The organism is Massilia sp. H6 (genome assembly GCF_024802625.1).
Classification (GTDB): Bacteria; Pseudomonadota; Gammaproteobacteria; order Burkholderiales; family Burkholderiaceae_D; genus Telluria.
The window spans coordinates 3,566,789-3,581,286 of the sequence record NZ_CP103371.1 but is presented as its reverse complement, the minus strand read 5'-3'; the positions used below and the strand labels follow the sequence as shown (position 1 = coordinate 3,581,286).

The 14,498-nt window shown below is 64.8% G+C and carries 15 protein-coding genes and 1 other RNA gene; 6 read left to right on the top strand and 10 right to left on the bottom strand.

Annotated features, from left to right (window positions below; genetic code table 11):
• Window positions 1-3: 3 nt before the first annotated feature.
• Together NRS07_RS16135 and NRS07_RS16130 are read right to left on the bottom strand one after the other, a co-directional pair.
• A complete protein-coding gene (locus NRS07_RS16135; protein ID WP_259208734.1) occupies window positions 4-2,730 on the bottom strand; it encodes an alpha-1,6-glucosidase domain-containing protein in 2,727 nt (908 codons plus the stop codon).
• Between the two features lie 5 nt (window positions 2,731-2,735).
• Window positions 2,736-4,316, bottom strand: a complete 1,581-nt coding sequence (locus NRS07_RS16130; RefSeq protein WP_373889831.1) for an oligopeptide:H+ symporter — start codon at window positions 4,314-4,316, stop codon at window positions 2,736-2,738.
• A gap of 259 nt (window positions 4,317-4,575) precedes the next feature.
• Here NRS07_RS16130 and NRS07_RS16125 point away from each other — a divergent pair, with 259 nt between their 5' ends.
• Complete coding sequence (locus tag NRS07_RS16125) at window positions 4,576-6,213, top strand: alpha-glucosidase family protein (RefSeq protein ID WP_259208733.1); 1,638 nt, start codon at window positions 4,576-4,578, stop codon at window positions 6,211-6,213.
• Window positions 6,214-6,286: 73 nt separating this feature from the next.
• On the opposite strand, the gene NRS07_RS16120 is transcribed toward NRS07_RS16125, so the two are convergent.
• The 6 genes from NRS07_RS16120 to groES all read right to left on the bottom strand — a co-directional run bounded on the left by NRS07_RS16120 (window position 6,287) and on the right by groES (window position 10,375).
• The gene (locus NRS07_RS16120; RefSeq protein WP_259208730.1) at window positions 6,287-6,721 is read right to left on the bottom strand and encodes a hypothetical protein; all 435 of its coding nucleotides are present in this window, start codon (window positions 6,719-6,721) and stop codon (window positions 6,287-6,289) included.
• Entirely contained in the window at window positions 6,718-7,188 is a 471-nt protein-coding gene (locus tag NRS07_RS16115; RefSeq protein WP_259208729.1) for a hypothetical protein, read from the bottom strand. The genes NRS07_RS16120 and NRS07_RS16115 overlap by 4 nt, the downstream gene beginning before the upstream one ends.
• Before the next feature lie 66 nt (window positions 7,189-7,254).
• Entirely contained in the window at window positions 7,255-7,818 is a 564-nt protein-coding gene (locus NRS07_RS16110; protein WP_259208725.1) for a YdeI family protein, read from the bottom strand.
• A gap of 42 nt (window positions 7,819-7,860) precedes the next feature.
• Window positions 7,861-8,286, bottom strand: a complete 426-nt coding sequence (locus tag NRS07_RS16105; RefSeq protein ID WP_259208722.1) for a hypothetical protein — start codon at window positions 8,284-8,286, stop codon at window positions 7,861-7,863.
• A 97-nt stretch (window positions 8,287-8,383) separates the two neighbouring features.
• Complete coding sequence (gene groL, locus NRS07_RS16100; RefSeq protein WP_259208719.1) at window positions 8,384-10,030, bottom strand: chaperonin GroEL; 1,647 nt, start codon at window positions 10,028-10,030, stop codon at window positions 8,384-8,386.
• Between the two features lie 54 nt (window positions 10,031-10,084).
• The gene (groES, locus tag NRS07_RS16095; protein WP_091872698.1) at window positions 10,085-10,375 is read right to left on the bottom strand and encodes a co-chaperone GroES; all 291 of its coding nucleotides are present in this window, start codon (window positions 10,373-10,375) and stop codon (window positions 10,085-10,087) included.
• Window positions 10,376-10,736: 361 nt separating this feature from the next.
• Between groES and NRS07_RS16090 the strand changes: the two genes are divergently transcribed.
• From NRS07_RS16090 to NRS07_RS16070, 5 genes are all read left to right on the top strand, one after another.
• Entirely contained in the window at window positions 10,737-11,021 is a 285-nt protein-coding gene (locus NRS07_RS16090) for a hypothetical protein (RefSeq protein ID WP_259208714.1), read from the top strand.
• Entirely contained in the window at window positions 11,018-11,329 is a 312-nt protein-coding gene (locus tag NRS07_RS16085; protein WP_259208712.1) for a cell division protein ZapA, read from the top strand. Before NRS07_RS16090 ends, NRS07_RS16085 begins: the two co-directional genes overlap by 4 nt.
• A gap of 44 nt (window positions 11,330-11,373) precedes the next feature.
• A non-coding RNA gene (gene ssrS, locus NRS07_RS16080) (6S RNA) lies at window positions 11,374-11,555 on the top strand.
• Window positions 11,556-11,631: 76 nt separating this feature from the next.
• A complete protein-coding gene (locus NRS07_RS16075; protein ID WP_259208709.1) occupies window positions 11,632-12,102 on the top strand; it encodes an EVE domain-containing protein in 471 nt (156 codons plus the stop codon).
• Window positions 12,102-12,905: a sulfite exporter TauE/SafE family protein gene (locus NRS07_RS16070; protein ID WP_259208708.1), complete on the top strand. Its 804-nt coding sequence runs from the start codon at window positions 12,102-12,104 to the stop codon at window positions 12,903-12,905. Before NRS07_RS16075 ends, NRS07_RS16070 begins: the two co-directional genes overlap by 1 nt.
• Before the next feature lie 48 nt (window positions 12,906-12,953).
• Here NRS07_RS16070 and NRS07_RS16065 read toward each other — a convergent pair whose 3' ends face one another.
• Window positions 12,954-13,529, bottom strand: coding sequence for a hypothetical protein (locus NRS07_RS16065; RefSeq protein WP_259208706.1), 576 nt, complete (start codon window positions 13,527-13,529; stop codon window positions 12,954-12,956).
• Entirely contained in the window at window positions 13,526-14,395 is an 870-nt protein-coding gene (locus NRS07_RS16060) for a hypothetical protein (RefSeq protein ID WP_259208704.1), read from the bottom strand. The genes NRS07_RS16065 and NRS07_RS16060 overlap by 4 nt, the downstream gene beginning before the upstream one ends.
• Between the last annotated feature and the right edge of the window lie 103 nt (window positions 14,396-14,498).

Sequence of the window (14,498 nt, the reverse complement as noted above, 5' to 3'; positions counted from 1 at the left end):
GCCTTATTCGGCGACAAACACCACCGCAGAGCGCGCCGGCACCGTGAAGCTGCCACTGGCGCTGTCGAAGCGCGCCTGCGCCGCGCGCTTGTCGGCCGCATCGGCGCCAGTGTGCACCGGGTGCAGCGTCAAGCGCTTGCCGCGCAAGGCCGGGTCGGTCACGCGCTGCTCGACCTTGTCCACGTTGACCAGGTAGCTCAGGGTGGCGAAGGTCGCGCCCGGATAGCCCTTGCCGTCGATCGACGCCGCCAGCACGGTCGGCACCGCATCCGGACCGGTATTGAAAAAGCGCAGCCGCTGCACGATGTCGGCGGCCGTGCGCATGCGCAGCAGCGTCGAGCTGGCGCGAATCGCCAGCAGGTCGCGGAAGGCGTCGCGCGCGAAGGCGATGTCGGCGGGTGCCGGCTTGAGCGCGGCGTTGGCTAGGTAGGGCTTGAGCAGCGGCCAGTCCTTGCCGTTGTCGTCCGATTGCGGCAGGCCGGTGCCGTAGTAATTGTCCTGGTAGGTCCAGTCGATGCGGTTGAACCAGTCGCCCGAATTGAAGCTGTTGCGGTCCAGCGACTTCGAGCGCAGGGTGTCAATGCCGGCATGATAATAAGCCACGCCCTGGCTGAAGGCATTGATCGCCATGCCCAGCACCTGCACCCGGGCCCGATCGGCGGTAGAGGTATCCACCGGCAGCTTGAGCACGTTGATGTCGTACAGCGTCTGGTTGTCGTGGTTCTCGACATAATTCACCACTTCGCCCGGCTCGCTCGCATAGCCGGCGGGTTGGTTGCCGTAGGCGATGTTCTCTAACTTGCGCACCTGGCCGTCGAAAGTCTGCAGCCGATAGCTGCGCAGCGAACCGGCCAGGCCCACGCGAATCATGTCTGCCGCGCGCAGCAGGTCGGTCGCCTTGTGTCCGCCATGCGATCCATTCGGGTCATACAGCAAGCCGTTGATATAGCCCTGCTGGCGCACCATCGCCTCGCCCGCGTCGCCCGAGGAGCCGCCGCGCACGGCGTCGCGTGCACGGTCGCTGAAGGTGCCGATGCCGGAACCATTGAGCGACAGCTGCGAAGCCTGCACGAAACGGGCGCCATCGGCGACTTCGCCGAAGTTCCAGCCTTCGCCGATCAGCTGCACGTGGCGCCCGGCGGCCTGGTTCACGCGCCGCTGCAGGCGTTCCATCGCTTCGCGCGGCTGGTGTCCCATCAGGTCGAAGCGGAAGGAATCGATCTTGTAGTGGCGCGTCCAGAGCTCGCTTGAATCGATCATCAGCTTGGCCATCATGGTGTTCTCGGTGGCCGTGTTGTCGCAGCAGGTCGAGCGTTCGATGGCGCCGGTCGCGTCAAGGCGGTGGTAATAGCCCGGCACCACGCGGTCGAGGACCGATTTCTCGGCCTGGCCGGCGATGAAGGTGTGGTTGTAGACGACATCGAGGCCAACGCGCAGGCCGGCGCGGTGCAGATCCATGACCATCTGGCGCAATTCGACGATGCGGCGCGCGCCGTCGGCCGGATCGCTGGCGTAACTGCCTTCGGGCGCGTTGTAGTGGTAGGGGTCGTAGCCCCAGTTGAAGCAGTCGGTATGGGCGGTTTCGCGCGTCAATGCCTGCTGGGCCTGGCCATCGGGCGCGGCGCCCGGCGCCGGCGCCGGTACTGCGCAGTCTTTCTCGGGCACGCTGCCCAGGTCATAGACCGGCAACAGGTGGATGTCGGTCATGCCGGCCCTGGCCAGTGCCTTCAGGTGGCGCATGCCGTTCGAGTTGGCTTCGCCAAAGGCCGCGTATTTGCCGCGCTTGGGCGCCGGCACGCTCGGGTCGTTGATCGAGAAGTCGCGCACGTGCAGCTCGTAGATCACCATGTCGGTCTGCGCCTTGACCGTGGCGGGCGCGCGGGTGGCGTCCCAGCCTTTGGGCTTGAGGTTTGCCGCGCCCAGGTCGGCGATATAGCTGCGCCTGGAATCGACCGTCAGGCTCACCGAATACGGATCGGTGACGAGGTTGCGTACCAGGCCCATGCCGTCGACCGCCACGTCCACCGCGTACTTGTAATAGCTGCCCGACAGGTCGCGCGGGAGCCTGGCTTGCCAGGCGCCGGTACGCGCGTCCAGGGCCATCTGGTGCACCGCGGTGGCGCGGCCGCTGCCGCTATCGTAGGTGCACAGCGCCACGGCGCGGGCGGTCGGCGCCCACAGGCGAAAACCGGTGCGGCCTGGCTTGGGCGTCGCGCCGAGGTCGGCGATGCCATCGGCCGCCGCGTACAGGTCGTCGAGCGCGCCGGCCACCTGGATGCGGGTCGCGGCGCGCACCAATCCGTCTGGCGCCTCGTGCACCAGCACCAGCTGGCCGCGGTGCAGTTGCTTCATGCGGGCCTGGTCGGCCGCGCGCAGCGACAGCACCGGGCCGGCGCCGACCCACTTGAAGCGCGTCGCGGCCGAGGCGGGAACTGTTCCGGTGAAGGGCTCGAGCGCCAGCGCGCCGTCGGCACCTGCAACGCGCGCGCCCGGCTTGGCGACGATGGCTGCGCTGGCCGAGTGGTAGAGGCGGTAACGGCCACCGGTTTCAACACCGGGCCATTGCACCAGGCGCCGGTCGAGCCAGACGGCGCGTGCGTCGAGCGTGGCGCTGGAAGCATTCAGGACTATCTGGAAGCCGTCGTGATTGCAGGCCTCGAGCGGCGCCGCGGCATGGGCGCTCGAGGCGAGGGCGGCGGCCGCAAGGGCGGCGCTGTGAAGTCGGGTCATGTTGATCATCCGCGGTAGTTGTCGACCATCTTGTAGCGCCTGGCGTACAGGCCGAAGACCAGCGCCGCCAGCATGGCGAAGGCCGCAAAGAAATACATCTGGAAGGCCATCAAGCCCACGCCCGAGCTTTCGATGTGGGCGATGACGGTGGGGTTCCTGACGCCCGAGTTCACGATCAGCACCCACAGGTTGCCGACCGTGACCGCCAGATACCAGAGCGCCATGATCACGCCCTTCATTGCGGCCGGTGCCTGGCTGTACGCGAATTCCAGGCCGGTGGCCGAGACCAGTACTTCGCCCAGCGTGAGCAAGGCATAGGGCAGGATCTGCCAGGCGATCGAGACCGCATCGCCCGCATCGAGCTGCACCTGCAGGTAGCCGACCACGATCCAGGCCAGGCCCGAGAAAGCGATGCCGGCGGTCATGCGGCGCAGCGCCGTGGGCTGCAAGCCCATCTTGCTCAGCACCGGGAACAGCACCAGGTTGTTAAATGGGATCAGGATCATCACCAGCAGCGGGTTCAGCGCCTGCATCTGGGCCGGCAGCACGTCGTAGCTCCAGCCCAGCAGGCTGACGTTGGTGGTCATGGCATTGGCCTGCACGATCCAGGTCGAGGCCTTCTGGTCGAACAGCGACCAGAACGGCGTCACCAGGGCGAACACGATCAGCAGGCGCAGCACCGCGCGCACGCCGTCGACGGCGAGGTCGGGGTGCACCCCGCGGGCGCGCTCGAGCTGCATCGAGGCGCCCAGGCCGACGAAGGCGATCACGATGACCAGCGCCAGGCAGGCGGCGATCACGAAGCCCCAGTCTGGAGCGCGCGCCAGCGAGTAGGCGGCGCCGACCAAGCCGAGGATGGCGACGATCAAGCCGGGACGGCCGGCGCCGGGACGCTGCGCCAGCACCGCCGTGCGCACCACGCGCAGGAAAGAGTGCGGGTCGCTCGGGCTCGGGGGCACGTGCACGTATTTCTTCTTGCCGCTCCACAGGACCATGGTGGCGATGAACATCAATATGCCCGGGACGCCGAAGGCGATCGAGGGGCCGTAGTCGCGCAGGAGCAGCGGCATCAGCAGCGAGGCGAAGAAGGAGCCGAAATTGATGATCCAGTAGAAGGCGTCGAACACGACCTTCGCACGGCTCTTGTTGGTCTTGTCGAACTGGTCGCCGACGAAGCTGGCTACCAGCGGCTTGATGCCGCCGGAGCCAAAGGCGATCAGGAGCAGGCCAAAGTAGAAGCCATTGACGCTATCTTCGAAGATGGCCAGGCAGGCATGGCCAGCGCAGTAGATCAGGCTGAACCAGAAGATGGTGTTGTACTTGCCGAAGTAGCGGTCGGCCAGCCAGCCGCCCAGCAGCGGGAAGAAATACACGCCCATCATGAAGGTGTGGAACACATCCTTGGCTTGGCCGGTGCGCTCGGATTCGGCCACGAACAGCAGCAGGGTCGAGATCAGGAAAGGCGTCAGGATGTTGCGCATGCCATAGAAGCTGAAGCGCTCGCAGCCTTCGTTGGCGATGATGTAGGGGATCTGGCGCGGCATGCGGCCGGTGCTGGCGGCGTCCGTCGTTGCTGGAGAAGTCATGGCTTCCTCGAAAATCGAAACAAACGCGATCCTATGACGACACCACGCTACTTGCAATAAAAATATTGCGTTGAAACAAAGGAGTTACAAAGCCGCCGTAGTTTAGCTACTTTTTATGAATGCACCGAAACCACGAAGATATTGTAAGTCATTGAATTACATGAAATTATGTGTTGGCTGCAGGTCTTTTGCATGATTGTAAAGTTAATTCTCCTGCTGTATATTGCCTAGAATTCTCAAAAATTTTGGATGAGCCACCATGACCCCCACTTCGACAACCGATAACCCGAACTGGTGGCGCGACGCCATCATCTACCAGGTCTATCCGCGCAGCTTCCTCGACACCGATGGCGACGGCGTGGGCGACCTGGCAGGCATTACCAGCAAGCTCGACTACATTGCGCGCCTGGGCGTGGACATCGTCTGGCTCTCGCCTTTCTTTACCTCGCCGATGAAGGACTTCGGCTACGACATCGAAGACTATTGCGACGTCGACCCGCTGTTCGGCACACTGGCCGACTTCGACGCGCTGGTGGCCAAGGCCCACAGCCTGGGCCTGAAGATCATGATCGACCAGGTGATGTCGCACACCGCCGACACCCACGCCTGGTTCGTCGAAAGCCGCAAGAGCCGCGACAACCCGAAGTCCGACTGGTATGTGTGGGCCGACCCGCTGCCCGACGGCTGCCCGCCCAACAACTGGCTGTCGGTGTTCGGCGGTTCGGCCTGGCAATGGGACACCCGCCGCAAGCAGTACTACATGCATAACTTTTTGGTGAGCCAGCCGCAGCTGAACTTCCACAATCCGGAAGTGCAGCAGGCCCACCTCGACGCGCAGCGTTTCTGGCTCGAACGCGGCGTCGACGGGGTACGCATGGACGCCTGCGTCTTCCATTTCCACGACCGCCAGCTGCGCAGCAATCCGCCGGCGCTGGTGCGCGATACCTCGACCGTCACGGATGTGAACCCCTACGGCATGCAGGCCCACCTCTACGACAAGACCCAGCCGGAGAACATCGCCTTTTTGCAGCGGGTGCGCGCCCAGCTCAACGAGTTCGGCGCGGTCTCGATCGGCGAAGTCAGCTCCGACGACGCGCTCGAACAGATGGCCGAATACACCGCAGGCGGCGACAAGCTGCACATGGCCTACAGCTTCAACCTGCTCACGCCGGTGCATACCGCAGCGCATATCCGCGCCCAGGTCGAAGAGTTCAACGAGCGCGTCAAGGACGGCTGGGCCTCGTGGTCGGTGAGTAACCACGACGCCATCCGGGTGGCGACCCGCTGGAGCGACGGCAAGCCCACGCCCGCCATGGCCAAGCTGGTGCTGGCCATGCAGCTCACGCTCAAGGGCACGCCCTGCCTGTACCAGGGCGAAGAACTCGGCCTGGAAGAAGCCGACGTGCCTTTCGAGCTGCTGCAAGACCCGTATGGCATCACCTTCTGGCCCGAGTTCAAGGGACGCGACGGCTGCCGCACCCCGATGCCGTGGCAGGCGGATGCGCCGCAGGCCGGCTTTACCAGCGGCCAGCCCTGGCTGCCGGTGGCCGCGCCGCACGCGGCGGTCGCGGTCGACCGCCAGGAAAGCGATCCGGCTTCGCCACTGAACTTTGCGCGCCGCTTTATTGCGTGGCGCCGCACGATGCCGCAACTGACCCGCGGCGACATCGTGTTCTTCGATGCGCCGGAACCGGTACTGGCGCTGCGCCGCGACGCCGACGGCATGGACAGCGTGCTGGCCGCCTTCAACCTGGGGCCCGACCCGGTCAGCTTCGACTGGGCGCCGAGTGCGCACGCCAGTGCACTGGACAGCTTCGGCCTGCCGGGCAGCGCCGCGGGTGGCCGCGTGACCCTGCCGCCTTACGGCGCCTGGTTCGGCAGCATTCCTGCCGCCTAGTCGGCGATCGGCCGGGGGGGCGGCCCAAGCCCACCGGCCGACATCGGCGCCGCCCGAGCAAACGGGCAGTTCATCATGGAGCTACTGTCGAAGGCTTGACGATGTGACGCGGCCTGGGTTTCCAGGTGCTCCAGAGTATCAGCCATAGCAAGGCCACCTGTACCGGCAGGCGCAGCCACAGGGCCCATAGCGGCACCCCGAACAATTCCGGATTCTGCAGCATGTACACGTGCACGGGCGTCACGGCCAGCGTCAGCAGGAACAGGCCGATCCCCGCGGCCCGGCGGGTCGACGGCAATACGATGCCGGCCGCGCCCAGCAGCTCGAAGGCGCCGCTCACCAGCACCGCCGCCACCGGCCACGGGATATAGGGTGGAACAATACTGGCTTCGATATCGGTGGCGACAAAGTGCAGGATGCCGCCGACGAAGAACCACACGAATACGAACGACAAGCCGGCCAGTTGGCGCTTGCTGGACTGGCCGATGAGCTGCGCCAGGCGGGTCAATCCGCGCTCTTCAAGTCCACGCGCTTGATATCGCGCCGCCATTCCTGCAGCGTGCGCAGGGTATCGGTTTCGGTGTCTTCCACCAGGATGTCGTCGCCCTGCAGCGCCACCAGGAAGCTCTCGCCGCGGCGCACCTCGTTGGCGCGGTTTTCGACAAAACTGAGCTGGTAGTACTTGCGGCCATTGATTTCGCGCGGCTCGGGATCGTCCTCGATGACAGCGCCGTGCGCCTTGCCCTTCGAGCGCTTTTCGATCTGCGCCGACCTGGCCTTGAGTTCGGGCACTGCCAGCAGGGCGATCATCGCCTGCTCCCTGGTGCGGGTGGGCGCCTGCTTGGCCGTGGCCGGGGCAGCAGCCGGCTTGGGCGCCTCGGGTTCGCTGCGCTTGCAGCCGCCGAGCGCCAGGGCCGCGGCCAGCGAGATGGCCAGCAGGGCTAGGTAAGGACGGGGTGCGGCGCGTGTGAACATGGAAGGCCTCGTTGGGTGAGGGGGCAGTCTAAACCATGCGTGTTTTTCCGGCAATATGAGCGCGCCCTACGCGAGCCGATCGCCGGCCGCGCAGGCCGCGATGAAGCCAGCCAGCCGCGCCGTGCGGGTCTGCTCCTTGCGCGCGCTGGTAACCCAGTGCAGGATGGCGTTCCGGTAGCCAGGCGGAAGCGCCTGGAAATAGTCCCAGGCCGCGCGATTGCGCTGGAAGGCTGCGCGTTCGTCGGGCGCGAGCTGGGCGGCCTCTTTTTTTTCTGGCGCATGCACGACGGGTTTGGCCGCCATGCGCAAGGCAAACGCCGCTTCGCCGGCCGCCAGCATCTTGCCTTCGGCGCGCAGCCGGTCGATCCTGGCGATGTCTTCCGTGCTCCAGGCCGATGCCGGCCGGCGCGGCGTGAAACGGATCACGTAGCTGTCGTCGTCGATGCGCTTGCGGCGGCCGTCGATCCAGCCAAAGCACAGCGCTTCGTCGACCGATTCCGGAAACGACAGGCAGGGCTGGGCGCTGCCGGGCTTGTAAAAACCGACCAGCAGCTCGGTGGCGGTGGTGGCGTTGGCTGCGAGCCAGCTGCGAAAGGCCGGGGCGTCGGTGAAGAATGTCGGGCGGATCATGAAGGTGAAGGTGGTGGTGATACCAGCGAGGCTGTCATTCGGTCAGCGCACGCTCAGCTGCAAGCCGTTTGCTTCGCACCAGCCGCGCAAGGCCGCCACCGTGCGTTGATCGCGGAACGCATGCCAGCGCTCGCGCAGGCCACGCTCGTCGACCAGTTTGCCAAAATGGCGGTAGGCAGCCTGGCGCTCGAACATTCGTCGGACGTGGTCGTATTGTTCGGGCATCTCGGCCTGGACGAAGTCGAACACCACTACCTGTCCCAGGTCGAGGCTGCACGAGCCGGGCACCCGGGTGTAGCGGTCCGAGGTGGCGATATTTTCCGGCAGGGGCTGCGCGTCGGGATCGATGCCGCCGGCGCGCACGTACACGCTGCCCGTGTCGAGGCCAACCCATGCCCGCGCACCATGCTCTGGGTCGCTCACCAGCAGTACGGCGTCTTCCAGTTCGTTGACATCCACAGTCGTCATGCATCCTCCAAGAAGTAGAAAAGCCTGCGAGGCGTGAACCAGGCAGGCTTTTGGGGCAGGACTGGAAGGCGCCGCCAGGGCGGCGCCTTCCGGCACATTACATCATGCCGTCCATGCCGCCCATGCCGCCCATGCCACCCATGCCGCCCATGCCGCCGGCTGGCTTGTCTTCGGCCAGTTCCGACACCATGCAATCGGTGGTGAGCATCAGGCCGGCGATCGACGCTGCATTTTGCAGTGCCGAGCGGGTGACCTTGGCTGGATCGAGCACGCCCATTTCGACCATGTCGCCGTAGGTGCCGTTGGCAGCGTTGTAACCGTAGTTGCCGGTACCGGCGATCACGGCTGCGACCACGACCGACGGCTCATCGCCGGCGTTCTGGACGATCATGCGCAGCGGCTCTTCCATGGCGCGCAGGACGATCTTGATGCCAGCGTCCTGGTCAGGGTTGTCGCCCTGGACGTTGATCGACGAACGCGCGCGCAGCAGGGCAACGCCGCCGCCTGGCACGATGCCTTCTTCCACGGCAGCGCGGGTGGCGTGCAGTGCGTCTTCGACGCGGGCCTTCTTCTCTTTCATCTCGACTTCGGTGGCTGCACCGACGCGGATCACGGCAACGCCGCCGGCCAGCTTGGCCACGCGCTCTTGCAGCTTTTCGCGGTCGTAGTCCGAGGTCGCTTCTTCGATCTGGATACGCACCATCTTGACGCGTGCCTCGATCGTTTCAGCGGCGCCGGCGCCGTCGATGATGATGGTGTTTTCCTTGCCCACTTCGACGCGCTTGGCCTGGCCCAGTTCAGCCAGCGTGACCTTTTCCAGGGTCAGGCCGACTTCTTCGGCGATGACCTGGCCGCCGGTCAAGACAGCGATGTCTTCCAGCATGGCCTTGCGGCGGTCGCCGAAGCCCGGTGCCTTGACGGCGACGGTCTTGAGGATGCCGCGGATGTTGTTGACCACCAGGGTCGCCAGCGCTTCGCCTTCGATGTCTTCGGCGACGATCACCAGCGGACGGCCGGCTTTCGCGACTTGCTCCAGGATCGGCAGCAGGTCACGGATGTTCGAGATCTTCTTGTCGCACAGCAGGATGAACGGGTTCTCGTGAACGGCGACCTGCTTGTCCGGGTTGTTGATGAAGTAAGGCGACAGGTAGCCGCGGTCGAACTGCATGCCTTCCACGATATCGAGTTCGTCGTTCAGCGACTTGCCGTCTTCGACGGTGATGACGCCTTCCTTGCCGACCTTGTCCATCGCTTCAGCGATACGCTCGCCGATCGAGTAGTCGGAGTTGGCCGAGATCGCGCCGACCTGGGCGATTTCTTTGGTGGTGGTGCATGGACGGGCGATCTTGGCCAGCTCTTCGACGGTGGCAGCAACTGCCTTGTCGATGCCGCGCTTGAGGTCCATCGGGTTCATGCCGGCGGCAACGAACTTCATGCCTTCGCGCACGATGGCTTGTGCCAGCACGGTCGCGGTGGTGGTGCCGTCACCGGCGTTGTCGCTGGTCTTGGAAGCGACTTCCTTGACCATCTGCGCGCCCATGTTCATGAGCTTGTCCTTGAGTTCGATCTCTTTCGCGACCGAGACGCCATCCTTGGTCACGGTCGGCGAGCCGAACGAGCGCTCCAGCACGACGTTGCGGCCTTTCGGGCCCAGGGTGACTTTGACTGCATTGGCCAGGATGTTGACGCCTTCGACCATTTTGGCGCGCGCTGCGTCGCCGAAGATTACTTCTTTAGCTGCCATGTGTATTTCTCCGAATGATTTCGTGAATGGATTGCGGGGGAAATGCGGGAACGATTACAGGGCCACGACGGCCATGATGTCTTCTTCGCGCATGACCAGCAGCTCCTGGCCATCGACCTTGACGGCCTGGCCCGAGTACTTGCCGAACAGGACGCGGTCGCCGACTTTCACTTCGAGCGCGCGCAGCTGGCCGTTGTCCTGCACCTTGCCGTTGCCGACGGCGAGGATTTCGCCCTGGTCCGGCTTCTCGGCGGCTGCATCAGGGATGATCAGGCCGGACGCGGTCTTGGTTTCCTGGTCGAGACGCTTCACGATTACGCGATCGTGCAAAGGACGAAGGTTCATGCAAAACTCCTTGTTTTTCAGTGGTTTGACTAGCTACTCGGCGCCGCCGCCTGTCGGCGTCGGCTGGAATTGGTAACTGCGGTTGTTAGCACTCTCTACCAACGAGTGCTAACGAGAGCTAATTATAGGGACGATAACCCCCTATTTCAAGACTCAATGTGGCAGGGGCAGGGGACTTATTTGTGAAACCGCAATAATCCGGGAACTATGCCCCTCCGGTGTGTGGTGTCGCAGACAACAGCCCGGCAGGGTACACTGCATGGCGCGCTGTTGCCGCGCGCATCGCGCCAGTCCTTTTGCCCGCGCCCCGGCTGCGCGCAATACGGTTGACTGAAAAACCTTCTCAGACCTATAGTGTTGAATGATTTCCGAATTCCAAGACCTCTCCGACAAAATCGACAGGCTCGCCCAATTGACCCAGTCATTGCGTGCCGAGAACTACCTGCTGCGCCAGGCCAACAGCCTGCTGAGCGCCGAGAACCTCAGCTTCAAGGAGCGCATGCTGCTGGCCCAGAGCCGCGTCGAAGCCCTGCTCGAGCAGTTCCCGGCACCAGAGGCGCAGGCCGCTGACGCCGACGGCGCTGCGCCCGACGCTCCACAAGCGAGCTCCGCGCAGGCTCCCCACGACAGCGAGGCCACCCAATGATCCATCTCGATTGCACCATCATGGGCCAGTCGTATCGGCTGGCCTGTCGCGATGGCGAAGAGCGCACGCTGCGCGAGGCCGTCCATTACCTCGACGGTAAGATGTGCGCGCTGCGCGACTCGGGCAAGGTCAAGGGAACCGACCGTATCGCCGTGATGGCGGCGCTGAGCGTCGCCGCCGAATTCCTGTCAGTGAAGTCGCCCCAGGGGCCGTTGTCGGACATGTCGATCCTGGAAGTCAAGCAGAAACTCGAAGTGATGCACACGGTGCTCGACGGCGCGCTGGCGCCGCAGGAAAATCTCGGCTGAGCCTGAATTCGTTTGACTTCGCAGTCCATCGTAGTAAACTGGCGTCTACCCTGCGGTGTTCGAGATTTGCCATATATTCCTTGAACCATTCTTTCGCATAGGTTGTGGAACAATGCTTGGTGGGCGCGATCGTCACTAGTTTGACGAACCCGAAATTGAGCTGACTGCGACCACCTTGAGCCTTTTGGTTCGGGATGCCGGCAATAACGGCACAGGCGGGGCACTACATACGAGCGGTTGCGCACCTTGGTACGCAGCCGTTTTTTTTTGTGCGCCCGGCGCATTGGTTCTATGGAGGCGCGGTGCGCTATTGGTTGATGAAATCCGAGCCTGACGAAGTCAGTTTCGATGACGTGCTGGCCGCGCCGGCAAGCACCGTGGCATGGTACGGCGTACGTAACTACCAGGCCCGCAACTTCATGCGCGACGCGATGTCGGTCGGCGACGGCATCCTGTTCTATCACTCCAGCTGCGCGCTGCCGGGCGTGGCGGGCTTGGCCGAAGTGGCGAGCAGCCCGTATCCGGACGCGACCCAGTTCGACGCCGCCTCGCGCTACCACGATCCCAAGGCGACCCCCGAGCAGCCGCGCTGGATCTCGGTCGATGTGCGCGCGGTCGAGGCCGGACGCTACCTGCCGCTGGCCGAACTGCGCACCTATCCGGCACTCGAAGACATGGAATTGCTGCGCAAGGGCAGCCGGCTGTCGATCTCGCCGGTCACGAGCGCGCAGTGGAACACCATCGTCGCCCTGTCAAGAGAAGGGAAGCGCTGATGGACATCGGCCTGATCCTGGCGCTGCTGGCGATGGGAACGTTCGGAGGCTTCGCGGCCGGCTTGCTCGGCATCGGCGGCGGCATGGTGCTGGTGCCCTTTATCACGATGATCTTCACCGCGCGCGGTTTCTCCCCCGAACTGACGATCCACATGGCGATCGCCACCTCGCTGGCCACCATCTTGTTTACCTCGCTGTCGTCGGTGCGCGCCCACCACCAGCATGGCGCGGTGCTGTGGCCGGTGGTCAGGCAGCTCGCGCCCGGCATCTTGCTGGGCTCCTGGATCGGGCCCTGGATCGGCAAGCAGATGCAGGCCCCGGTGCTGGCGCTGTTCTTCGGCGTGTTCGTCGCCTTTTCGGCGACCCAGATGCTGATCGGGAAAAAGCCGGCGGCCGCGCGCGCGCTGCCGGGCGCGCCGGGCATGTTCGCGGCGGGCGGCGTGATCGGCACCCTGTCGGGCATCGTGGGGGCGGGCGGCGGCTTCGTGTCGGTGCCCTTCATGACCTGGTGCGGCGTACGCATTCAGAATGCGGTGGCCACCAGCGCCGCGCTGGGCTTTCCGATCGCGCTGTCGGGCACCATCTCGAACGTCTATCACGGCTGGGGCGAGACCGGGCTGCCGGCGTATTCGCTCGGCTTCGTCTACCTGCCGGCACTGGCGATCATCGCGCTGGCCAGCGTGACCATGGCGCCGCTCGGCGCGCGCACCGCGCACAAGATGCCGGTGCGCCGGCTGCAGAAGATCTTTGCGGTGATCCTGTATGCGCTGGCGGCCTACATGTTCTGGAAAGCCGTGAACTGACAATGCACCGGAGCCTCACCGGCCGTCCGGCCGGTGAGGCGATGGCTGCTAGCGCGCCGCGATCGTGGCGCCGGCGCACTCGCTGGAAAGTCCCGCCGCCATCTGGTGCACCATGTGGTTGAAGGCGTAGTTCAGCGCGGTGACGTGTTCCGAGTTCGCGTTCATCATATTGCTCTTGCTGCCGCTGGCGCGGAACTTGCGCGTACGGCTGCCCGATGGCGACACCAGCGTGACGTCCGCCGCCACCATGCCGTTGATGCGCATGTGGCCCAGCCAGGTGTAGGCACGGATCAGGCGCACGTCGAGATTGAGCGCACCCGCTACCGGCGCGCTGCTGCGCCCGACCGTGTAGCCATAGGCCTTGAGCGATTCCAGCCCGGTGCCGACCCATGCTTGCGGCGCATCGGTGGCCACCGGCGAATCGGCGCCAATGCCGCCCTTCGAAAAGCGCTCGTCGCTGATGCCCAGGATATTGAGCTTGCAGGCGTCCTTGCGCAATGCGGGCGTGGCGTCGCTGACGCTTGCGTCGAACACCAGCGGCGTCTTTTCCTGGGCGGCCAGCGCGGGCAGGGCGCCCAGGGCGAATGCCGACGATGCCGCGGCAATAAGGATGTGCTTGTTCATTGCGGCAGTCCTCCGGTGGTGGTGTGCGGCAGCGAATACAGTGTGCCGTCGGTGTGGCGCACGATGGCGCGGTTGGCGCCGTCCTCGAGTGCCGGTCCCTTGACCGCAACGTTGACCGGCGTCCCGAGCGCCGTCAGCGCAAGCTGCGGTCCCGGCGCAGCGTCGGCGGCGCCTGCGGCGAGGTCCATGCGCAGCATCTTCAGGATTTGCACGACGCTCTCCCGTGCAGCCTCGCGGTAGCGCGCGCCGTCCTTGTCGGCCCACAGTGCAAGGGACTCTGCCTCGCCGGCGCCCACCGGCGCCGACTGGTAGAAATAGGTGTTCTTGAAGACCGGGTCTTCCTTGCCCGACTGGTTGAGCTGGACCTGGGTCGCTACACTCAAGCGGCTGAAGTCGGGCGAGAACGTATACGAGGTGGTGCCGAGCATCAGTCCCTGGCCTTCCGGGAGCGCCTTGCGCTGCGCCTCGGCTTCGGCATGCAGCAGGTTTTGTGCGGCATGCTCGATGGCGCCGAAACGCAGGGTCTTCTCTTCGCGCAGGCTGCTTTCCAGGGAACCAGCGAACAGCGAGCGGAAGTTGAAATCGTCCACCGAGGCATAGAAGGGCGCTAGCGTACCTTGCAGTTTGTTCTGGCGCACCTCGCCGATCTTCGAATCGATGATGGCAGCGATCAAGCCCCCACCCATTGCGGCGCTGGCACCGGCCGCCGGAGCGCGCACCACGATTTCATCCTGGGCCAGTGCGTGCACCACCCGGACCTGCGCCAGCTTGTCGCGTGCCGCGGCATCGAGCGGTATGCGCGTCGGCGCCGCGCAGCCGGCCAGGCCGAGCGCAACCGCGCCGGCCACCATTGTCTTCTTCAGCATGTTGCTCCCTAGTCGTTGTCGTTGGCCTGCCGCATCAGGCAGGCGCCGCCATTCTAAACGCGCAGACGGCCTGTCAAGACAGCTGCGGGGTGCAAAAGCATCA